This window comes from Zhihengliuella flava (genome assembly GCF_015751895.1).
Taxonomy (GTDB): Bacteria; Actinomycetota; Actinomycetes; order Actinomycetales; family Micrococcaceae; genus Zhihengliuella; species Zhihengliuella flava.
On the sequence record NZ_JADOTZ010000001.1, the window covers coordinates 2,033,164 to 2,053,493 of the forward strand.

Annotated in this window: 23 protein-coding genes; 8 read left to right on the forward strand and 15 right to left on the reverse strand. The window is 69.4% G+C overall.

Annotated elements, in window-relative coordinates:
• Positions 1–95: 95 nt before the first annotated feature.
• From IW252_RS09410 to IW252_RS09425, 4 genes are all read right to left on the reverse strand, one after another.
• On the reverse strand, positions 96–758 hold the full coding sequence (locus IW252_RS09410) for a LutC/YkgG family protein (RefSeq protein ID WP_231365977.1): 663 nt from the start codon (positions 756–758) through the stop codon (positions 96–98).
• On the reverse strand, positions 755–2,239 hold the full coding sequence (locus IW252_RS09415; protein WP_196836321.1) for a LutB/LldF family L-lactate oxidation iron-sulfur protein: 1,485 nt from the start codon (positions 2,237–2,239) through the stop codon (positions 755–757). Before IW252_RS09415 ends, IW252_RS09410 begins: the two co-directional genes overlap by 4 nt.
• Complete coding sequence (locus IW252_RS09420) at positions 2,236–3,036, reverse strand: (Fe-S)-binding protein (protein ID WP_196836322.1); 801 nt, start codon at positions 3,034–3,036, stop codon at positions 2,236–2,238. Before IW252_RS09420 ends, IW252_RS09415 begins: the two co-directional genes overlap by 4 nt.
• A 154-nt stretch (positions 3,037–3,190) precedes the next feature.
• Positions 3,191–4,315, reverse strand: coding sequence for a glycoside hydrolase family 26 protein (locus tag IW252_RS09425; RefSeq protein ID WP_196836323.1), 1,125 nt, complete (start codon positions 4,313–4,315; stop codon positions 3,191–3,193).
• A gap of 105 nt (positions 4,316–4,420) precedes the next feature.
• Between IW252_RS09425 and IW252_RS09430 the strand changes: the two genes are divergently transcribed.
• The 3 genes from IW252_RS09430 to IW252_RS09440 all read left to right on the forward strand — a co-directional run bounded on the left by IW252_RS09430 (position 4,421) and on the right by IW252_RS09440 (position 6,728).
• Positions 4,421–5,149, forward strand: coding sequence for a FadR/GntR family transcriptional regulator (locus IW252_RS09430; protein ID WP_196836324.1), 729 nt, complete (start codon positions 4,421–4,423; stop codon positions 5,147–5,149).
• A gap of 113 nt (positions 5,150–5,262) precedes the next feature.
• On the forward strand, positions 5,263–6,348 hold the full coding sequence (locus IW252_RS09435; RefSeq protein WP_196836325.1) for a hypothetical protein: 1,086 nt from the start codon (positions 5,263–5,265) through the stop codon (positions 6,346–6,348).
• Positions 6,345–6,728, forward strand: a complete 384-nt coding sequence (locus IW252_RS09440; protein WP_196836326.1) for a GntR family transcriptional regulator — start codon at positions 6,345–6,347, stop codon at positions 6,726–6,728. The genes IW252_RS09435 and IW252_RS09440 overlap by 4 nt, the downstream gene beginning before the upstream one ends.
• On the opposite strand, the gene IW252_RS09445 is transcribed toward IW252_RS09440, so the two are convergent.
• The 7 genes from IW252_RS09445 to IW252_RS09475 are packed head-to-tail and all read right to left on the reverse strand — an operon-like array spanning position 6,725 to position 12,115.
• Positions 6,725–7,240, reverse strand: a complete 516-nt coding sequence (locus IW252_RS09445) for an HtaA domain-containing protein (RefSeq protein WP_196836327.1) — start codon at positions 7,238–7,240, stop codon at positions 6,725–6,727. The two genes, IW252_RS09440 and IW252_RS09445, sit on opposite strands and share 4 nt — an antisense overlap.
• A gap of 8 nt (positions 7,241–7,248) precedes the next feature.
• Positions 7,249–8,109, reverse strand: a complete 861-nt coding sequence (locus IW252_RS09450) for an EamA family transporter (RefSeq protein ID WP_331271502.1) — start codon at positions 8,107–8,109, stop codon at positions 7,249–7,251.
• Between the two features lie 18 nt (positions 8,110–8,127).
• Positions 8,128–8,751, reverse strand: a complete 624-nt coding sequence (locus IW252_RS09455) for a TetR/AcrR family transcriptional regulator (protein WP_196836328.1) — start codon at positions 8,749–8,751, stop codon at positions 8,128–8,130.
• A complete protein-coding gene (locus tag IW252_RS09460; protein WP_196836329.1) occupies positions 8,751–9,548 on the reverse strand; it encodes a tyrosine-protein phosphatase in 798 nt (265 codons plus the stop codon). Before IW252_RS09460 ends, IW252_RS09455 begins: the two co-directional genes overlap by 1 nt.
• Positions 9,548–10,387 (reverse strand): phosphonate ABC transporter, permease protein PhnE, encoded by an 840-nt coding sequence (gene phnE / locus IW252_RS09465; RefSeq protein ID WP_331271503.1) that lies wholly within the window; start codon positions 10,385–10,387, stop codon positions 9,548–9,550. The genes IW252_RS09460 and phnE overlap by 1 nt, the downstream gene beginning before the upstream one ends.
• Positions 10,377–11,225 (reverse strand): phosphonate ABC transporter ATP-binding protein, encoded by an 849-nt coding sequence (gene phnC / locus IW252_RS09470; protein WP_196836330.1) that lies wholly within the window; start codon positions 11,223–11,225, stop codon positions 10,377–10,379. Before phnC ends, phnE begins: the two co-directional genes overlap by 11 nt.
• Complete coding sequence (locus tag IW252_RS09475) at positions 11,225–12,115, reverse strand: phosphate/phosphite/phosphonate ABC transporter substrate-binding protein (protein ID WP_196836331.1); 891 nt, start codon at positions 12,113–12,115, stop codon at positions 11,225–11,227. The genes phnC and IW252_RS09475 overlap by 1 nt, the downstream gene beginning before the upstream one ends.
• A 236-nt stretch (positions 12,116–12,351) precedes the next feature.
• On the opposite strand from IW252_RS09475, the gene IW252_RS09480 reads away from it, so the two are divergent.
• Positions 12,352–13,023 (forward strand): NAD(P)-binding oxidoreductase, encoded by a 672-nt coding sequence (locus tag IW252_RS09480; RefSeq protein ID WP_196836332.1) that lies wholly within the window; start codon positions 12,352–12,354, stop codon positions 13,021–13,023.
• A 342-nt stretch (positions 13,024–13,365) separates the two neighbouring features.
• The gene (locus IW252_RS09485) at positions 13,366–14,526 is read left to right on the forward strand and encodes a M14 family zinc carboxypeptidase (protein ID WP_196836333.1); all 1,161 of its coding nucleotides are present in this window, start codon (positions 13,366–13,368) and stop codon (positions 14,524–14,526) included.
• Here IW252_RS09485 and IW252_RS09490 read toward each other — a convergent pair.
• Positions 14,523–15,221 carry a dTMP kinase gene (locus IW252_RS09490; protein WP_196836334.1) on the reverse strand — a complete coding sequence of 233 codons (699 nt, stop codon included), beginning with the start codon at positions 15,219–15,221 and terminating at the stop codon, positions 14,523–14,525. The two genes, IW252_RS09485 and IW252_RS09490, sit on opposite strands and share 4 nt — an antisense overlap.
• Positions 15,222–15,390: 169 nt before the next feature.
• On the opposite strand from IW252_RS09490, the gene IW252_RS09495 reads away from it, so the two are divergent.
• Positions 15,391–15,861 carry an SRPBCC family protein gene (locus IW252_RS09495; RefSeq protein ID WP_196836335.1) on the forward strand — a complete coding sequence of 157 codons (471 nt, stop codon included), beginning with the start codon at positions 15,391–15,393 and terminating at the stop codon, positions 15,859–15,861.
• On the opposite strand, the gene IW252_RS09500 is transcribed toward IW252_RS09495, so the two are convergent.
• A complete protein-coding gene (locus IW252_RS09500; RefSeq protein ID WP_231365978.1) occupies positions 15,858–16,844 on the reverse strand; it encodes an ADP-ribosylglycohydrolase family protein in 987 nt (328 codons plus the stop codon). The genes IW252_RS09495 and IW252_RS09500 overlap by 4 nt on opposite strands.
• Positions 16,845–16,969: 125 nt before the next feature.
• On the opposite strand from IW252_RS09500, the gene IW252_RS09505 reads away from it, so the two are divergent.
• Positions 16,970–17,452: a GNAT family N-acetyltransferase gene (locus IW252_RS09505; RefSeq protein WP_196836336.1), complete on the forward strand. Its 483-nt coding sequence runs from the start codon at positions 16,970–16,972 to the stop codon at positions 17,450–17,452.
• 19 nt (positions 17,453–17,471) lie between these two features.
• On the opposite strand, the gene IW252_RS09510 is transcribed toward IW252_RS09505, so the two are convergent.
• Positions 17,472–19,139 (reverse strand): thiamine pyrophosphate-binding protein, encoded by a 1,668-nt coding sequence (locus tag IW252_RS09510; RefSeq protein WP_231365980.1) that lies wholly within the window; start codon positions 19,137–19,139, stop codon positions 17,472–17,474.
• A gap of 98 nt (positions 19,140–19,237) precedes the next feature.
• Here IW252_RS09510 and IW252_RS09515 point away from each other — a divergent pair, with 98 nt between their 5' ends.
• On the forward strand, positions 19,238–19,678 hold the full coding sequence (locus IW252_RS09515) for a hypothetical protein (RefSeq protein ID WP_196836337.1): 441 nt from the start codon (positions 19,238–19,240) through the stop codon (positions 19,676–19,678).
• Here IW252_RS09515 and IW252_RS09520 read toward each other — a convergent pair.
• Positions 19,675–20,298 carry a TetR/AcrR family transcriptional regulator gene (locus IW252_RS09520; RefSeq protein WP_196836338.1) on the reverse strand — a complete coding sequence of 208 codons (624 nt, stop codon included), beginning with the start codon at positions 20,296–20,298 and terminating at the stop codon, positions 19,675–19,677. The two genes, IW252_RS09515 and IW252_RS09520, sit on opposite strands and share 4 nt — an antisense overlap.
• Between the last annotated feature and the right edge of the window lie 32 nt (positions 20,299–20,330).

Sequence of the window (20,330 nt, forward strand, 5' to 3'; positions counted from 1 at the left end):
AGGCCTACTTTGCCCCGTTGTGGACGGCAGGTCCGGCGGCTTGCCGCGGAAATTCGGGCCTGCCGCCGTCGACAACGGGGCAACATGGCGGACGGCTACGCGTCGGTGACAATCACCACGTCAAGCACGCGCGGTCCATGCACGCCCTCGACGCGCTCCAGCTCGATGTCGCTCGTCGCGCTCGGCCCGGAAATCCACGTTTGGGGGCTGGTGACGTCGAGCCGCGGCAGGGCTTCGGGCAGCAGCTGCACAATGGTCGACGCCGGCACCACGCACACGTGATGGTCCGGCACCAGCGAAATCGCCCGCCGCCCCTGCGCGCGGGAGCCATCCAGAATGATCGTCCCGGATTCCGCCACGGAGACCGCCGAGGACGTCACCACGGCATCGATCGCATCGAGCTCTTCGACGCTGAGCGGCGCCTCGCGCGAGTCCCGGTAGCACCGCACCCCGTCACCGAGGTCCGCCAACCAGGCGTCGTCCAGGCCGTCCGGAACCACGCACGACGCCGCCGCGGACAGCCGCGCCGCGACCGTCGCCGGGACCTCGGCGGAGGGGACGACGTCGACGCGCGCCTTGTAGTCGATCAGCCGGTCCGTGAGGAGGTCCATGAGTTCGTCAGGCCCCAGTGTGGAGGTGCGCCGGTACTCGCGCGGCACGTCCGGAACCGGCGGGGCATCGGCCAGCGCGGAGCGAATACGGCCAAAAATTTCCTCGCGGGCACTCACCGCGCCTTGCGACTTCTCTGGCGCGCTCATCCGCGGCCCTCCTTCTTCCACCAGTCCCGGAAGGACTGGGCGGGCGGGGCCGGGATGTCGCGCGAGGACGTCCACGCGCCCGCGAGCTTGCCCGGAAGCTTCTTGATTTTCTTCTGCCTCCCCGCGGCCAAGCGGCCCACCGGGAGCGCCTTCTCCATGAGGTTGAGCACCTTGCCAGAGGACAGTGCGATCTCGGCACCCTTCATGAGCAGGTCCATCTCGCTCGGGAGCTTGCGCTGCTGGTGCTGGGCCGCCACGTCCTCGCCGCGCAGGTGCACCAAGATGTCGGGGATGTTGATCTTGACGGGGCATGCGTCGTAGCAGGCGCCGCAGAGGCTGGAGGCGTAGGGCAAGGAACCGTTGTCCTCGGCCTCGATGCCGGTCATGAGCGGGGAGAGGATCGCGCCGATCGGGCCCGGGTAGGTGGATCCGTAGGCGTGCCCGCCGGTGCGCTCGTAGACCGGGCACACATTCATGCAGGCCGAGCAGCGGATGCAATTCAGGGCCGTGCGCCCGTACTGATCGGCCAGCGCGTTGGTGCGCCCGTTGTCGATCAGGACGATGTGCATGTTCTTCGGCCCGTCGCCCTCCGTCACGCCGGTCCAGACGGAGGTGTACGGATTCATGCGCTCGCCGGTGGAGGAGCGCGGCAGTAGCTGCATGAAGACCTCGAGGTCTTGGGCGGTGGGCAGGACCTTCTCAATGCCCATGACCGTGATGAGGGTGTCCGGGAGGGTCAGGCACATGCGTCCGTTGCCTTCGGATTCGACGACGCCGAGCGTGCCCGTATCGGCGAGGGCAAAGTTGGCCCCGGAGATGGCCACCTGGGCGGAGAGGAACTTCTTGCGCAGGTGGGCGCGGGCGGCCATGGCCAGCTCGGGCGGGTTGTCTGTCAGGTCCGGGTCCACCTGCGGCATCTGGCGCAGGAAGATGTCCTTGACCTCGGTGCGATTCTTGTGGATCGCTGGCACCAGAATATGGCTCGGCTTGTCCTCGCCGAGTTGGACGATGAGCTCGGCCAAGTCCGTCTCGAACGCCGCGATGCCCTCCGACTCCAGGTGCTCGTTGAGCCCGATCTCTTGGGTGGCCATGGACTTGACCTTGACCACTTCGTCGGACCCGGTCTGGCGCACCAGGTCGGTGACAATCCGGTTGGCTTCCTCCGCGTCCCGTGCCCAGTGGACCACGCCTCCGCGGGCCGTGAAGTTCTTCTCGAACTCTTCCAGCAGCGCCGGCAGGTTGGCCATGGCCGCGTTCTTCGTGGCGGCTCCGGCGTCCCGCAGCGCCTCCCAGTCGTCGAGCTCGCCGACCACCTTGAGGCGCTTGTCCCGAATGGTGTGGGTGGCGTGGCGCAGGTTGGAGCGTAGCTGCGCGTTGCCCAGCTCCCGGGTGGCGGCCTGGGGGAAAGGCTCACTCGCATGCAAGTTTCCGTGGCCGGCCGTATCCCGCACGGCCGGCATGCCCATGAAGGTGGTGCTCATCGCGTGGCTCCCGTCGTCGTGTCTGTGGCCGCGGGGGCGGGCGCAGGGGAATCGATGGTGGAGGCGAGGATTTCTGCGAGGTGGAGCGTGCCCGCAGCGTCGCCGGCGCGGGAGAGGCCGCCGCCGATGTGCATCAGGCAGGAGGCGTCGCCGCCGGAGCACAGGCTGGCTCCGGTGGATCGGATGCTCGCGGCCTTGTCCTCGAGCATCGCGGTGGAGACTTGGGAGTTCTTCATCGAGAACGTGCCGCCGAACCCGCAGCACTGATCCGCGTCGGGGAGTTCGACGACGTCGATGCCACCGACCGTCTTGAGCAGGTCCAGTTGCCGGTCGCCTAGGCGGAGCAGGCGCATGCCGTGGCAGGACGGGTGGTAGGTGATGGTGTGGGGGAAGTAGCTGCCGAGCTGCTCGGCGGCGTTGGTGACGCCGAGGACGTCGACGAGCAATTGGGTGAGCTCGTAGGTGGTGGCGCCGACGGCGTCAGCGCGCTCAGCGAGGTCCGTATCCCCGGCGCGTTCGGCCAGCATGCGGTGCTGGTGGCGCACCGAGGCGACGCAGGAGCCCGAGGGGGCCACGGCGACGTCGTACTCCACCGCCTCGAACGCGTGCACGTGGTTCTCGGCGACCTTGCGGGCGGCGTCGAAGTAGCCGGAGTTGGTGTGCATCTGCCCGCAACAGGCCTGGCCTGCGGGGAAGACGACCTCGTGGCCGAGGCGTTCCAGGATTTGCACGGTGGCGCGGGCGACCGAGGGGTACATGGCGTCGACGATGCACGTGGCGAACAGTGCGATTTTCATGCTGCTCCGTTGCGGAAGTGGTGTGGTCTGACCATAGTAGGCGGCGATCCGGCATGGCGTCCAGCGTGTGAACCCGGCCGGGGTGGCAGGCGCGGCGCCCGTGAGCGACGTCGGTAGGCTCACGGGCGCCTGCCTGCTGCTGTGCCCGCCGCCGTTAGCCCGCGCGGTCCGCGAGCACGTGGAACACCTCTCGCCCGGACGGGGTATCCGTGAGGCGCCAGTCAGTTTCCTTGTTGGTGTGGAAGTAATTGACGAACGAGGCTCCGGCGTCCGCCGCGCGCAGGATCATCATTCGGGTCCATCCCTCTTGGGTCACCCAGTCGTCCGCCACCTGTTCGTAGGGCGGGTTCTCAGGGTAGTCAAAGACCCACGTGCCCCACGCGGAGTAATTCGCACCGCCCGGGAGGAAGGACGCGGGATCGTCGGGCGCGGACGCGACCTCAGCAATGCCCCACGGTTTGTCTCCGGCAAGTGCCGCGAGGCGGGTGATCGGGCCGTCGGCGCGCGAGAAGCCGAACACGTCGTCGGGACTCTGCCAGCCGGGCGCGGCCGGGGCGGCGTGGTCCCAGTTGAAGCCGTCCAAGGCCAAGGTGTCGACGTACTCGGACCCCGGGAAATAGTCCTCGAAGGGCGCGGGGCCCGCCCCGTAGTTCAGGGGGTTCCACATCAACATGACGTCCGGGGCGTGCACCTCTTTCAGGGCCGCGACGTGCCGCCACATGTCCACATAGTCCGACGGCGACGAGCCGGGGTGTTGCGCCGTAGCGGGCAGCGCTGACCAGGGCCGGGCCGTGTCATTCATCTCCGGGGCAAGGCGGACGATCACGTTGAGGTCCTCGGCGTAGGTCTGCGCCGTGCTGAGCCAGTCCCGGAGGTGGTCATCCCAGGCTCCGGCGGCGATGTTCTGCGGGGCGAATTCGGGCTGCTCATCGAACGCGGCCGCCCAGTCCCAGGGCTCCCAGGCAATGAGGAGCGCCGCGCCTCGAGTGCGCGCCGCCTCGGCGTACGCGGCGGGGAAGTCAGGCTGTTGCACAAAGTCGACGTACGTCGACAGCATGTCGTTCGTCGTCCCGAACGCGGCCTCCTCGGCCTCCATGGTGGCGAGGTCGTGCGAGGCCCAGCCCAGGATGAGGTCCGTGTCCGGGTCGCGGAGGTCGGTGGTGGTGCGCGTGGCTGGGGTTGGCGAGGCCGATGCCGCCGCGGGCTGGAGCGAGAGGGCCAGAGCGAGCGTCACCAGCCCTCCGAGAGCGCGGGCGGTGAAGGGGAATGGTCGGGGCATGGTGTAACTCCTCGGGGGATCAGGCCTGTCGAGTGACGGCATGCCCAGCGTGACGAGGCCCTGCGGGGGCGTCAAGAACGGGCGCCAAGACTAAGGTGGGAGACCATGAGTACTCATCCTCGTTCGGCCTCGCCCAAGGCGTACCAAGCGGTCCTCGACGCGATCGAGGCCGACCTGCGCGCCGGACGCCTGCGGGTCGGTGAGCAGCTGCCGGGCGAACGCGCGCTCGCCGAGCAGCACGGCATCTCCCGCGCCTCGGTGCGGGACGCGATCCGGATTCTGGATGTCATGGGAGTGGTGCGCACGTCCACGGGCTCCGGGCCGAAGGCCGGCGCCGTGCTGATTTCCGAGCCCGCCGCGGGGATTTCCACGGCGCTGCGCATGCACGTGGCCTCGGCGTCGCTGGGCGTGGAAGACATCGTGCAAACGCGCATCCTCTTGGAAACGTGGGCGGCCCGCGCCGCGAGTGAGCTCGCTGCGGAGCCGGTCGCCGGGGCGGAGGGCATCCTGGCTGAGGCGGCCCGTCTGGTGGAGGGGATGGAGGACGACGGCGTCGGCCGCCAAGAGTTCCACGACCTCGATGCCCGGTTCCACGTGGTCCTGGCCTCTTTGTCCGGCAATGCGGTCATCACGGCCATGATGGAGTCGCTGCGCCTGTCCATCCGGGATTACGTCTCCGAGGCCATGTCCTCACGCGGCGAGTGGGACTCCGTCGCGTCAGTGCTTAAGGAGCAGCATCGGCGCATCTTGGCGGCCGTGGCGGAGCGCCGCGGCGACGATGCGGCCGAGCTATTGCGCGAGCACATCGAGTGGTTCCACCGGGAGGTCGGCTAACCTCTTGTGTCATCGGATTGACACAAGTTCGGCGGCCCGTCAGGATGAGCACAGCGCTTGTATTGCCAAGGTGATACAAGCGCTCCGAGTCATCGACCACTGAGGAGCCGGACGTGTTTTCACCCCTGGTCATTATCGCCGGCGGCGTGCTGTTGCTGGTGTTGCTGGTGGCCATCCTCCGCGGCTTGGTGTCCCGGCAAACGCCGCGGCTGACGGACCTCATTGAGCCGAGCTGGCGGGCCAGCCACGGGCACCGCCCCGAGCTCCTGCGCCACGTGCGCCGCAGATTCATCGGGCTCATCGTGGTGGCCGTCCTCGCCGCGGCCTCCTGCCTGATCTGGCAAGCGGCCGCGCCGCGCCTCGGCGGGCTGCCCGTCGTCGTCCTGCCGGTCATGGTGTGGCTGGCCGTTATGGTGGCCTGGTCCGCGTGGCCGTGGCCGGCACCGGATGCGGATTCGGCCGTGACGCACGCGGCCACCGCGGAGGCGGCAGCAACGTCACCCTCCGCCCCGCCGCAGACCCACGCGGACCTGCTGCACCGGGGGTGGACCACGTTCGGCCCCAAGTGGTCCTTCCTGTTCCCCGGGGCGTTGCTGGCCCTGCTGGTGTTCGGTCTGACTGCGGCGGGCCTCACGTCCGTCGAGGACGAGTCCGGCCGCCTCCGCCAGCTCGGGTATCGCTCCTTTGGCGGTGCGGAGCTGGACGAATCCGGACTGGTCACCCAGGTACTGCAGAGCGTCGGCGCCACCGGGCCGTACCCGGGCTGGTACTACGGCGTGGTGATTCTGGCGCTCGCGTTCGCTGCCGCCGCTGCCTCCCTGATCGTGCTCTGGCGCAACACCCGCCGGGTGCGCCCCTACGATTACCGACTCTTCCGGTTGGACAACGGCGTCCGCGCCGCCGTGGCCTACACCGTGGCCACGCTCTCCGCCGCGTTCATCTCCGCGCAGGCCGCCGTGGTGGCGCTCATGACCGCCACGGCGCAGTTCTCCGCGGCGCAGCGCACGCGCTTCGTCGTCGGCCAGCCCATCGACGCGGCCAACCTGACGTTTGACCCCCAATTTCTCACCGCCGCCATCATGATGCTCGCCATCGCCGTGGTGCTGACCGTGGTCGCCGTGCTGCTGGCGGCGTCCTGTGTGCGGCGCATGCGGCAGGCGTTCGGGACGGCGGCACCGCAGCCGCGGGATCACGCATGATCACGGTCTCCCGCGAGAGCCCGCTGGGCCCGGCGGAGCAAATCCGCAGCCAGCTCGAGGCCCTCATCCGCGCCGGCGCTCTGGCGGCCGACGCCCGTTTGCCGAGCGTTCGCCAGCTCTCCGCCGACCTGCGCGTGGCGCCCGGAACGGTGGCTCGGGCGTACAAGGAACTCGAGGACGCCGGGTTGGTGCGCGCCGCCCGCGCCGCGGGCACGCGCGTCAATCCCGGGTACGACGCCGGCGCGCTCGGTTGGGTAGAGGCGGACCGCCTGGTGCGGGCCGCACGGGGCCAGGGACTGGGTCTAGCCGAGGTGCAGGGCCTCGTGGCCGCGGCCTGGGCGGCGCAGGAAGCGGACCACCGGCCGGCGGGCGGGTCCTAGGCCGCGGGCTTGGCCACGCGGGCCACCAGCTCGTCCATCATCTGCCCGCTGGGATACTGCTTGCCGAATAGCGTGGCGCCCTCGTCCGTGAGCAGAACGGTGCTGGCGCGCCATTCGAGGGCGTCGCCCTGATCGGCGAACCCTCCGGCGTACATGCGGGCGATGACGATCCGGGCCTGATCCGGTTCCGTGCCCTCCACGGTGTCCGCCGCGACGGTCAGCTGCGCGTGGCTGCCCAACAGGTCGATCGCCGGGTCCAGCAGGCGCACGTGCATCATCCCGTCGTGCCCGGAGAGGATCACGTCCCCGGTGAACGCGAGGGTGCCCGTGGCGAGGTCCTCGGCCAGATCTACGCGATGCACGCCGAAGGAGAAGCCGCCGTCGTCCGTCGTGAGCGCGCCGCTGCGGGCCGTAATGGATCCGTCCGCGATGGAACCGACGTAATCCACGAAGCTCTTCTTGATGCCCCAGGCCAGGCCGTGGGGTTGCGAGGGAAGTGGTGTATCCGGCATGGACACCATCATAGGGGTGGGCGCGTGCGCACCGCTCCGGCGCAGGCCAGCATGACGCAGCCGATCGCCACGAGGTCCACCCACACCAGCGCCTGGCCCAACACCACGAACGCGGTGAGCGCCGCCATCGCGGGGGAGAGGCAGGTCAGCATGGCAAAGGTCGACGCAGGCATCAGCCGGAGCACGTGGGTTTCGATGCCGTAGGGAATGGCCGAGGAGAGCAGAGCGATCCCGACGCCCACGGCGATGACCCACGGGTTGAGCAGTTCGGTGCCGCCCGTGGCGATCCCGAAGGGCGCGGCCACCGCGGTGCCCGCGCACATGGCCAGCGCCAGCCCGGCGACGCCGGGGAAGTGCCGCCCGGCCTCCCGGTTCATCAGGATGAACCCGGCCCAACAGGCGGCGGCGCCGAGCGCGAAGAGCACGCCCACCGGGTCGAGCCCGCCGGCGGAGAATCCGTCCCGCCCCAGCAGCACGATCCCCGTGAAGGCGAGCGCGGCCCAGAGCGCGCCGACCCACCGCCGGCCAGCGATCACGGACAGGGCCAGCGGGCCGAGGGCCTCGATCGTCACGGCGACACCCTGCGGGATGCGATTGAACGCCTCGTAGATCATGAGGTTCATGCCGGACATGGTGATGCCCAGCCCAATAATGGTGCGCCACTGGGATGGGCCCAGCCGGGCGATCGAGGGGCGGAGGATGGCGACCATGATCACAGCGGAAAACAACAGGCGCATCAGGACCACGCCCTGGGGGCCCACGCGGTCGAACTGGGTGGCACCTAGGGACGCGCCGAGCTGCTGGCCCAGGATGCTGGCCAGCACCAACAGGATGGGGAAAAACGTCGACGACGCCGCGCGCTGGATCACCCAGAAAGCATAGGTGTTTCAGGGCGCGGCGGGCGATTCCTGCCCGTGCGTGGCGTCGGTTCCAACAGGGGTGCGGATGGAGGCGAACACCACGTCAATGGCGGCGCCGATGCGCTGCTGCGATTCCGGCGAATTCCAGTCCCCGCGCACCACGCCCTGGTAGTAGGCGGCCCCGTTGATGAGGTCCAGCACCACCTCGAGGTCCGCGTCGGCGCGCACCTCGCCGCGGTCCTGGGCGGCGCGCAGGGCGTGGAGGACGGAGGTGCGGCGCCGGAGCACGTGACGTTCCCAATAGGAGCGCTGCACGTGCGGATCCCGCAGGCCTTGGATGAGGCGTTGCTTCAGCAGCGATAGCGCGTCCTCGTCGAGCAGCGCCACGCCCGTTTGGTACTCGCTGCGCAGCGTTTCTAGGAGGGTGCCCCGCGGCGAGAGGGCCAGCGGCGCGCGATTCGTGTCCAACGCCGCGACCACCACGTCCCGGCGCCCTGGCCAGCGGCGATAGATGGCGGCCCGGGACACCCCCGATCGCTCCACGAGGTCCCGCATGGAAAAGTCGTCCGCGCGCTCTTGGAGAAGTTCGACGGCGGCGCGGAGGACTTTGGCCTCGATCGTCGCGTCGCGGGGGCGCCCCGGGGCTGGCACTAGCCCACCAGCTTCTGACGCAGGGCCGCGGTGAGCTCGGCATCCAATCCGGCGGCCTCGAGGATGTGCGGCAGACCCCCGTCGCGGTCCAGGTCCTCGAGCATGGCCTCCATGGAATCGGCATGGGCGCCCATCATGGGGTGGTCTGCCGGCGGGAGCTGGTGGCGGGCGATCGCCGAGGACTCCACCGCGGCGTGGTTGCCGCTGGTCAGTCGGCCCATAATGGCCGTCATGGCAGCACCAGTGGCCGCGTAGTCGGCGACGATCGCGTCGCGCTCCGCGCCGAGCACGCTCAGGATGGAAGCCGCGAGCACGCCGGTGCGGTCCTTGCCTGCCGCGCAGTGGAAGAGGACGCCGCCGTCGGTCTCGGCGACGAGGCGCAGCGCGGCGACCACGTCGGTGGCGCGATCCCGCAGGAGCGCGGCGTACCACCGGCCCACGCCCGCGACGCTGTCCGTCTGCCGCATGACCTCGGCCAACGCCTGCGGATCGGCCACGTCCTGGGTGAAGGGCAGGTGGTGGTGACTGATGCCGTGCTCGGCGGAGAGGCGCGCGGTCAGCGCGGGGCCTCCGGTGGCGGCGAGCTCGGCCGGGGAGCGCAAGTCGATCACGGCGCGCAGCCCGCATTCGGCCAAGTCGGCCAGCTCATCGGCGGGGGACAGGGCAATGTCATCGGCCCGCCAGAGCAGGCCGTGTTTCAGGTGTCCGCCCGCCACGGGCGTCCCGCCGAGATCGCGGAGGTTGACCAGGGGTGTGAAGGCGGGCGCCGAGGCCGTGGTGGAGGTCGTGTCAGTCATTAGGAGAGCTTCTTTCGGATCAGGGCGGAGCCGCGGTCGATGAGGGTGACGAGGACGATGATGGACAGCACGATGGCGAACATATGCCCGTAGTCGTACATGCGCATGGCATTGGTCAGTTCGAGGCCGATGCCGCCGGCGCCGACGAGACCGAGCACCGTGGCCCCGCGGACGTTGCCCTCGAACAGCAGCAGCGTGTAGCTCACCAAGAGTGGGGAGGCTTGCGGGAGGACGCCGAAGCGGATGATCTGGCCGCGGGAGGCCCCGGTGGAGCGTAGCGCCTGCAGCGGCGGCTTGGGGACGGCCTCCATGGACTCGGCGTACACCTTGCCGATGGAACCGACGGAGCCCACGATGATGGCGAGCACGCCAGCGAACGGGCCGAGGCCGACGGCGGAGACAAACATCAGGGCAAAGATCAGCTCGGGGATGGAGCGGAGGATGTTGAGCACCATGCGGGTGATCGTGTAGAGCCACTTGGGCGCAATATTGCTGGCCGCGCCGAAGGCGATGACGAGGGACAACAGCGCGCCCAGCAGCGTGCCGATGACCGCCATCTGGAGGGTCTCGATCAACAGCTCAACGATGATGCCGATCTTCTCAAAGTTGGGTGGCCACATCCGCGAGACGTAGTCCGCCATGCGCGGAGCGCCGTCGATCAACTTGGCCAGGCTAAACCCGGCCCCGTTGACGGACCAGAGCAGTACCCCGGCGACTACTACGAGGGAGAGGATCCCAGAGACCCCCGGGGCTTGGAAGGGGCGGGACAGCCGCAGGCGATCCGCTTCGGTCATCTGGTGCGGCCGGGTTTCCGTACCGACGTGCGTCTTAGTGTCCACTGGTGGCCTCGCTATACATGTCCGGGCCGTAAATGTCTGCCACGGCTGCGTCGGTCAGGGAGTCGGCGGCACCCCGCCGGGTGATGCGGCCGCCGTCGAGCGCGATGAAGCGGTCCGCGTAGCGCCGGGCGAGCTCCACCACATGGAGGGAGACCACCACGGGAATCCCGTCCTCGGTGGCGATCTCCCGCAGCAGGGAGAGCACGGACCCCGCGAGCCGCGGGTCCAGCGAGGCCACGGGTTCGTCGGCCAGGATCAGTTGCGGCCGTTGCATGAGCGCCCGGGCAATGGCCACGCGCTGCTGTTGTCCGCCGGAGAGGCTATCGGCGCGCTGCTTGGCCTTGTCCGCCAGCCCCACCCGCTCGAGCAGGGAGAGGGCGCGCTCGCGGTGAGCGCGCGGGAACAGGCCGAGCGATCCGAGCGCGCCGGCGTCGTGCAAACCTCCAGTGAGGACGTTGGTGAGCGCGGACAGCTGGGGCACCAGATTGAAGTGCTGGAAGACGAACCCGATCTGGGCGCGCGCGGCGCGCAGTTCTCGGCCGGAGGCGCGGGTGAGGTCGATCCCCGCGACGGTCAGTTGGGTGGCCGTCACCGGGGCTAGACCCGTGGCCGCCTTCATGAACGTGGACTTGCCGGAGCCGGAGTGGCCCAGCAGGGCCACCACCTCGCCCGGCCGGACATCCAGCGTGAAGTCGGACAGGGCCTGATGCCCGTCCTCGTAGGTGACGGACACGTCCTTGGCGGCGAGGACCGCGGGCGCGAGGCCCAGGTCCTCTGCCGCGGTGCGGCGCGCCGGCGTGCTGGCCGGACGCTGGGTCGAGGGGACGCGGCGGCTCATTAGCGCATGTCCTCGAGGTTGAGGCCGACGGCGTCGGCGGCGTCCAGCAGCGGCTGGAAGGGTTCCAGCCCCGGTTCCAGGATGTATTCGTCGTTGCCGCCCAAGGAGGTTAGGTCCGGGTTGCCGGTGATCGCCTCCGGCAGGTGCTCCAGAAGCGCGGTCCGCGTGGCCTCATCGAGGTTGGGGCTGACGACGACGGCGATGCCCACCGGGATCGGATCCGTCTGGCCGATCGCTTGGAAGTCATCCGGATTGACGGTGCCGGCCTCTCCCAGCATGTCCATGATGGAGGAGCAGGCGACGTCGACTGAGCCGTTGGCGACGGCCAGCAGGGCGGAATCGTGGCCGCCCGCGAACGTCGACTCGTAGTCTTCGCCGTCCGTCAGGCCCGCCTTGGACAGCAGGGCTGCGGGCATGAAGTACCCGGTGGTTGACCCCGGGTCGACGAAGGCCACCTGTGTGCCGGCGACATCCTCAACGGTGTCGATGCCGGACTCCTTCAAGGAGTAGCACGTCGAGGCCGGGTCATCGGAGGCCTTCCACACGACCAGGGGGTCCACGGACCCGTTCTTGATGGCCAATGAGGTGGCGAAGGGGCTCAGGATCGCCACGTCCACGTGGTCCTGGCGCAGTGCCTCCACCACGCCGAGGTAGTCGGCGGGCATCTCTTCCTGTACCGGCCGCTCCGTGGCTTCGCCGATCATGTCCTGAAGCAGCTCGAACTCCTTCAGAATGTTGGGATCGTCCGTCCCAGGCGGCATGGCGAAGACGATGGGTTCTTCGGCCGGGTTCTGAGCGGCTTCCGTGGATCCGCCGCAGGCGGTCAGGCTCAACGCTGCTGCGGCAAGCGTCACGCCGGCGGCGAGGCGGCGCGGGGTGAGTGGGGACATGGCGATGCCTTTCGGTGACGAGTGTGGCGGCCGCGGCTTCCGTGGCGGCGCGGTTCCACTGTGCTGGCCCAAACTTGCCGTCAATTAGGAGAACGCCGGACTCGAAATGAAGCGCACGTAAACACTGGGAGATACCGGTGAGTAGGCGGGGAACTTTGAGTGATCCCGCCCACACTCTTGTCATGGGCCGGCGGAGGTGGTGCTCTGAGAGGACCAAGACCGCAGAGGAGGCCGTTATGAAAATCGCCATCATCGGAGCAGCAGGGCAGGTCGGCCGACGCCTGGCCCGCCGCCTCATCGAGCACGGGGATGACGTCACCGGCCTCTTTCGGCGTCCCGAACAGGCCGAGGTGGTCACCGCCGCCGGGGCCACGCCACACGTCTTCGACCTCACCGTGTCCACGCCAGAGGACCTGGCCCAAGCGCTGCGTGGGCACGACGCCGTCGTGTTCTGTGCCGGCGCCCACGGCACCGGGATGGATCAAACCAGCCTCATCGACGGCAAGGGCGTGGAGAAGGCGATCATCGCGGCCGATGCGGCCATGGTGCGGCGCACGATTCTGGTCTCCGCCATGCCGGAGGCGGCCAGCGGGCGTGAGGTGAGCGAGGACTTCGCCCACTACCTCACAGTGAAGAAGGAAGCGGAGCAGGTGCTGGCCGGCTCGGGGCTGGATTGGTTGATCGTGCGCCCCGGGCACCTCACGGACGACGACGGCAACGGGCGCGTTCGGGCCGGGCTCGCCGAACCGTACGGGCAGATCCAGCGCGACGACGTGGCCGCGTTCCTCCTGGAGGTGCTGCACGAGCCGCGGCTTAGCCGGCACATCATCGAGTTAGTGGACGGGCCGTCAACGATCCCGGAGGCCGTGGACACGCTGGTGGAGCTGTACGGAACGCCGCACCTCTAGCTAGCCCGCGCCCCGTCCCTCCGGCGGCCCGGACCAGCGCTGATGGTCCTCGAGGGGCCATTCGTTGATTCCCGGCCGTTCCTTTCGCTACGTCATCTGCGGCTTCCGTGATCCGCTCCTGTGGGCAGCTCTCTGGCTCAGCAGGTCGCTCGGCTGTGGGGAAATCCCCGGGCTGAGGACCTGTGATGACAGGGGACCAGCCGAGACGAGAGGGTCACGGTGAGGCGGACATTTGTGGCGCACTGAGTGCTGGCCCTAGGCTCACGGTATGTGATGCAGAACACGTTGGGGGCGTGTTCTGCTCCAGTTCACTGACGAACTCGACCGACCAAGGACTTCACTATGACTCTGTATCCTGCCCAGTCACCGCGCCGCAGGGCCCATGCACGACGCCGGTTTGCCGCCGTCGCAGCGACGGCGAGCCTGGCGCTCGCCACCCCCGTCGCCGTCGGACCCGCAGCGGTGGCCGACGCCCAGTTCCCCTCAACGGAGGGAAATACCAACACTGCCAGCCTCATGACTTATGACTCGATGATCGCCGAGCTGGAGAAGATTGAGCAGACGTCCAAGCATGGGGTGGACGTGTTCACGCTGGCCGAGGCAGGAACCGAGTTCACCGTCTCCGAGCAAGGGCGGGACCTCTATGTGGCGACCGTGGGAGACGGGCCGGAGGATGTCTGGCTGCAGGGGCGCATCCACGGCAACGAGCCGTACGGCGGTGAATCGCTGATGGCCCTGCTCAAGCAGCTGGGTTCCAACAACTCCGCCACCTACCAACAACTGCGGCAGGCCTACACGTTCCACATCATTCCGATGTACAACCCAGATGGATCCGAGGCGAACATTCGTCACACTGTCCTCCAGGACGGATCGGAGGAACGGATTGACTTGAATCGGGACTGGATGGAGGGCAAGTTCGCCGCCGTGGAATCGGAAGCGTTCTACGAGTACTGGACCATGGTTGACCCGGACTTTGGCGTGGACATTCACCATCAGGGCTTGAAGACGGAATACGGGACGGGCGACGACGTGACGCTCTCCCTGGGAATCTCCCTCGCGCCGGGAGGGCCCACGCTCCCGACCCTCGCCGGCGGGGAGTATGACGTGCTGACGCGCCAGATGAACGTGCACGTGTTCGACGAGTTGTCCAGGTATGGCTCCATCAACATCGACCGGTATCAGGTCAGCGGTAGCTATGAGATCGATATCCGCGGCGGTGTGGTCTCCGCGATGATGCTCGGCCTGAACCACCGCGGGCTGAACCCGGAGGGGCACTCCAATCCGATGGTGTTTTTCGAGACCAGTGGCAACTCGAGCGACGGCAGCCTAGGACAGAAGGCGCGGGGCAAGTCCATCCAGCAGAACCTGCGCGGACTAGAAGCACTGCTGACCGGCATGGCCTCCGGCGAGGTGCAACAGGAGGACCCGGAGCGCTGGGAAGAGATTCCGCACGCCCCGACCACGGGCTACCTGACCGACGATGGCATCATTCCCGTCGGCTAGCGCGCCAGCGCGGTGCCGCCGTCGAGCGCGGCGCGGATGATCGCGTCCAGCTGGGACAGCACACGCTCCGGGTCCGCCTCGGCATCGATCACCGTCCAGCCTTCCGTTAAGGCGCAGGCGAGGTAGGCGTTGCGGGCGTCTTCGAAGTAGGACAGCGATTCCGAGTCGAGGCCGCGGGCGTCGACGCGTGAGAGCGCGGTCTCCGCGGAGACGTCCAGCAGCACCGTGACGTCCGGATCCCGCAAGCTCCGGCGCAGCCACCGAAGCCCGCGGGCGAGGACTCCATTCGGGTCCAGCCCGCGGGTCTGCCGCGTCACCTCTTGGCACACGAGGTGCCGGTCCATCACCGTCACCGCGCCGTACGACGCCGCCTTCGCGTGCGCGCGCACCACGTTCGCGGCGCGCAGCACCGTCTCCACCCCTTCGGCGAGGGAGGCGGGCAGCGCCAGCCCGGTCCGTGCGCTCCAGCGGCCCAACCAGCTGCGGCCCGATGGATTACTCAGCAGTTGGGCTCCCGGCCCGTGCACGGTGAGGTGGGTGGTCAACCCGCTGGCCGCCGTCGTCTTACCGGATCCGTCGATCCCCACCAGTGCCACTGTGAGCGGGCGTGCGGCCGACTGGCGACGGTCGGGCGCAGCGGCGTGTGGATGCGAGGCGTTGCGGTGGGGTGTGGCGGTGTGCTGGGTGAGCGGCAAGGTTCCTCCCGGGGATGCTCAGTGCCGGTGGTTTTCCGGTCATCTGTAGTTCATCCCACCCAGCCCAGCGGCAGCCGTGGACCGGCTGTGAGCACGCTGTGCTTGGGGACGCGCCGCGGTTTAGAATCGCCGCAGGGCGCACCGTAGGCCGTGACAAGGAAGGGCACAAATGGTGGATGTCACCACCTCGCTGGAGATCGCTAGGCCCCGCGCCGCCGTGGCCGCGTTTGCAATGGATCCCGTCAACGTGCCGCACTGGTACGCCAATATCCGCTCGGTTGAGCGGCTCGGCACGGGTCCCTTCGAGGTCGGTGAGCGGGCCGTGTTTGAGGCCGTCTTCGCCGGGCGGACGCTGCGCTACGTCTACGAGGTGCGCGAGCGCGAGGAGGGCCGGCTGCTCATCATGTCCACGGCGGACGGCCCGTTCCCCATGCGGACGACGTACCGCTTCAGCGACACCGCCGAGGGTGGGACCTTGATGGAGTTGCGTAACGACGGCGAGCCACGGGGATTCTCCCGTATCGCCGCGCCTGCGATGTCCGCGATGATGCGGCGCGAGAACAGGAAGGACCTGCGCCGCCTCCGGGCGCACCTCGAGGCGCAGCCCGAGGACTCGGACGGCCAGCGGCCATCCCGCTAGGCCGTGGCGTGGGGGCCCTCCAAGATGCGCAGGCCCAAGAGCTCCAGATCTTCGGCGGCCAGCTCGGGCCAGCCATGGAGCATGTCCCGCCAGGCGGTGGGGACGGCGCTCGCACCGTGCGCGGCACCGGTGAGGGCACCGGCAATGGCGGCCACCGTGTCCGTGTCGTGACCACCCCGGACCGCGAGGTCCAAGGTCTCGCGCAAGCACGCGCCGTGGTGGACGGCGGACCACGCGCCTTGGAACGCCTCGACCACCCAAGTGTTTTGAGTGAATCGCTCCGGGGTGCTGGCTTCAGCTGCCGCGATGCGCCCTGCCCACACCTCGCGGCGTTCGGCCGGGAGCCAGTGCAACTGTGCCCGCAGGTCGAGGTGCCCGGTCAGGACCGCCCACCGGATGGCAAGGCACCAGAGGGCGCAGGCGTCCGCTGCGTCCTGATCCCAGTGCGTCAGCTGGGATAGGCGCGTGGCTGCGTCCACGAGGGCCGTCTCCTGGCCCGTGCCGAGATAGGCCAGCGCCACCGGTGCGGTCCGCATAAGCGAGCCGTTGCCGCCGGATCGCCCCGTCATCACGTGGGTACGCCGCGAGGACTCCCAGGCCTCGGCGGCGCTGGGAGTGCGCATCCCGCCGAGGACCCGCCGAGTCTGGGTGCCCACCGATGGGGCGTGCAGGTGCCAGTGGTACCACTCGGCGACCACGTGATCGAGGGTTTCGAGGTCTTCGATTCGCCGCCCCTCGGCGAGGGCGCGGGCTAGGGGGATGGCCATGGCGGTGTCGTCGGTCCATTCGCCGGGGGCAACGTTGAACGGGCCGCCGCCGATCATGTCGACCGAGGCGCCGGCACCGAGGGGAGGGCCAGACTCGTATCCCGCGCCGAGGGCGTCTCCTGCCGCGGCGCCGAGGAGCACTCCGCGGGCGCGGTCGCGCTGCCGCCCCTGCGGGGAATCTGGTGGGGCGGTTGTCAGCATCCGGACGGTGGGCATGGGGCCTCCTCGGGCGTGTTGCCGATCACACGTTTCGAGGATAGGTGGCGATGCTGAGCGGCAGCCGAGAGCCTCGGGCGCCGCCAGCGCGGGGCAAGGCCCTAGCGGGCGGCTAGGATCGGCGCATGACCGCCCACATCACCCGCGCTGACTTCGACGATCCCCGCCTCGAAGCGTTTCTCGCGGAGCATCTGCGGGACATGCTGGCCACCTCCCCGGCCGAGAGCGTGCACGCGCTGGACCTGACCAAACTCAACCAGCCGTCCGTGCGCCTGTGGGTGATGTACGAGGCGGAGGTGCTCGCCTGCACCGGCGCCCTCGCCCGGGTTCATGATGAGGGGCCCGGCGCGGGGGACCACGAGGAGCTGAAGAGCATGCGGACCCAGGCTGCCTTACGCGGCCGCGGCTTGGCCCGCCGGATGCTCGAGCACCTCGTGGCGGACGCCCGGGATCGGGGCGTTCAGCGGCTCTCGCTGGAGACCGGCACCGAGGACTATTTCGCCCCGGCCCGCGCCATGTATCGCGCCGCCGGGTTCGTCCCCTGCGCGCCGTTCGGGACCTACACGTTGGACCCGAACAGCGTCTTCATGACCCGCGCCCTCGCGTAGCCCGCGCCTGAACGGCGGGCTATTTGGCGAGGGTCTTGCGGACAATCTCCTCCATGTAGGGTGCGACGACGGTGCTGGTGATCCGCAGGTCGATCACCACGGTGCCGCGTGCGCCGGCGGCGACCCACTCGCGGACCCGGTCCAAGTCCTCGAGCGTCTCCACCACGATTCCGGTGGCGCCCACGCCCTCGCCCAACCGGGCGAAGTTGGCCTCGCCGAGCCGCATGATTGCCTCATCGAGTCCCCGCGCCCCGTACTGGTGCACCTCGGCGCCATAGCAGGCGTCGTTGAACACGATCACCGCGGCGCTCGCCGAGGTCCGCACCACGGATTCGAGGTCCGCGAGCCCCATCAGCCCGCCGCCGTCGCCCGTGACGAGCACATGCGTGGCCTCCGGCGTGGCCACGATCGCGCCGGGGGCGGAGGGAAAACCGAGTCCAATGGATTGCGAATGCGTGCCGACCAAGGTCAGGGCGTCCGGACCCGGGACATCGAAGTAGTAGCTGGACCAGCCGATGAAATGCCCGCCGTCGGAGATGATCTGGCGGTTCTGCGGCAGGATCTGGTTCAGCTCGATCATCGCCGACCGGGGGTCCAGCCGGCCGTCGGCGGCCAAGCCCGTGCCCGCCTCCCGCTCGAAGTTCAGGCGCGAATCCTTGGCGTGGTCGGCGGCGCCGCCCCAGCGCGGGCCCGTGTGGGCAGCGGCGACGGCGCTGGCGATGTGAATCACGCCGTCGCGAGCGTCCGCGCGGACAAAGTCGGTGACCAGGCCGTTGGTGGCCGACTCGGCGATGTCGATCTGCACTACGGAGGTGGCGCCGGCGAACTGATCCCCGAACGCGGTGGTGAACTGATTCAGCCCCGCCCCCACGACGAGGACGACGTCGGCGCTGGCGATCAGCGCGCTGGAGGCCTCCGAGGCGAAGCCGCCGCAGACGCCGAGGTCCCACTCGCGGCCGGCGAAGGTGCCCCGCGCCGGTGCGCTCGTGGCGGTCAGCGCGCCCACGGCGTCGGCCAGATCACCGAGCTCGGCGGCCGCATGCCGGGCGCCGCGCCCGGCCACGATGAGGGGCCGCTCGGCCGCGGACAACAAGGCGGCCACGCGCGCGGCCTCTTGGTGCTCAACGGGCGTCAGCTGGGGCGTGGTGAGCGGTTCGGCCGTGGCGCGCTCACCGGTGAACGGCGCGGCCGCCACGTCGAACGGGATGTTCAGAACCACGGGCAGGCGCCGGGCCTCCGCCAAGGCGAAGGCCTCGCGAGTCACGGAGTAGGCGTCCTCCCCGGTGACGGTCAGGGACAGGGCGCCGCACGCGGTGGCGAGGGCCTTCTGGTTCACGTCCCAGGGGCGCGGACCGGTGCTCGGCTCGGCGCCGACGACGAGCACGAGCGGGATGCGCGCGGCGGCGGCGTCGGCCAACCCGGTCAGCGTGTTGGTGAAACCCGGTCCGTACGTGGTGGTGGCGCAGGCAATCCGGCGGGTCACGCGCTGGTAGGCGTCCGCGGAGGCCACGGTGGCCACCTCATGCCGTACGCCCGTCATCCGCACGCGGCCCGCGCGGGCGAGGGCGTCCGTCAGATAGGCGTTGCCGTTGCCCATGAGGGCGAAGACCTCGTCCGTGTGCTCGGCGATGGCGTCGGCGATGACGGCGGAGACGGTGGACACGGTGGCGGGCGCGGTGGCGCTCATGTGACCTGCTTTCGATTGCGATGGGGTGTGATCGTCCCCACTAGTATGAGCGCTGAGGGTGAGGCCGCGTTAATCCGCCGTCGTCAAGGTGGGTTGACATGCTCGGGGCGATTCATCACGATCCGGAGGTCGCGGCCGCGCTCAGCGCCGCGGGCGCGGACGTCGCGGCGCTGAAGACTGCCTTGTGCGACCGAATCGACGCCGAGGCGGGACTGGATGCGTCTGCACTCGCGGAGTGGGGGATTGACCTCGCGGCCGTCTCCGCGGCGGCCGATCAGGCCTTCGGGGACGGCGCCCTACGCCGGGCGGGCGCGCTGGTGCGGCAGCGGCAGCGGCGCAAGCCGGGCTTGGGCGAGTTGGCGCACGCCACCCTGATGGCCGCCCGGGGCGAGGCCGTCCGGCTCGCCCAGATGCCCATCGGCGGCCGGCACGTGCTGCTGGGGGCTCTGCTCACCAGCGCGCAGACGGCCGAGCTGCTCGAGGACTCAGCCCAGCGCACCCGCTTGCGGCAGGCGCTCGAGGCCCCGGGCGCGAGCTAGCGCCTCCACCGCGCGTACAGCGCGTCGGTCAGGGCTGCGAAGTCCTCGGCCATGGCCGTGTACTGCGGATCGGAGAGCCACTGCACCTGAAGCCCGTCCATGGCCGCAACGAGGAGGCGCGCGATCGACGCGGCCGGCGCCTCAGGCCGCAAATCGCCGTCGTCCACGGCCTGATGCACGGCGTCTTCGAGCAGGCGCCGGGTGGCCGCGTGGTGACGCAGCAGCCACGCGCTGGCGGGGTGAGACTCCGTGACCGCCTCGCGGGAGACGGACGCGTAGAGCCGGACCATGGTGGGTTGGGCCTCGTTGTGGCGGGCCAGATCCACGAACGCGCGGATGAGGTCCCACCCGCGCAGCGAGCCGCCGAGGTTGGTCTGCAGGCTGTCCCGCTCGTCGCGCCGATCCAAAACCGCGCCCAGCAGGTCATCCTTGGTGGGGAAATGGTGAACCAACCCCGTCTGGCTGATGCCCGCGGCGCGGGCGATCATGCTCATGGAGACGCCGCGGTAGCCGTCCTCGGAGAAGAGCTCCTCCGCGGCGTCCAGAATTTCCGTGCGCCGTGCCGCCGAGTCGGCGCCCCGGGGGCGTCCGCTACTGCGCTGGGGGTGCCGGGGTGTCATCGCTGACTACCTCCCTCGCCTGATGCCGTGAC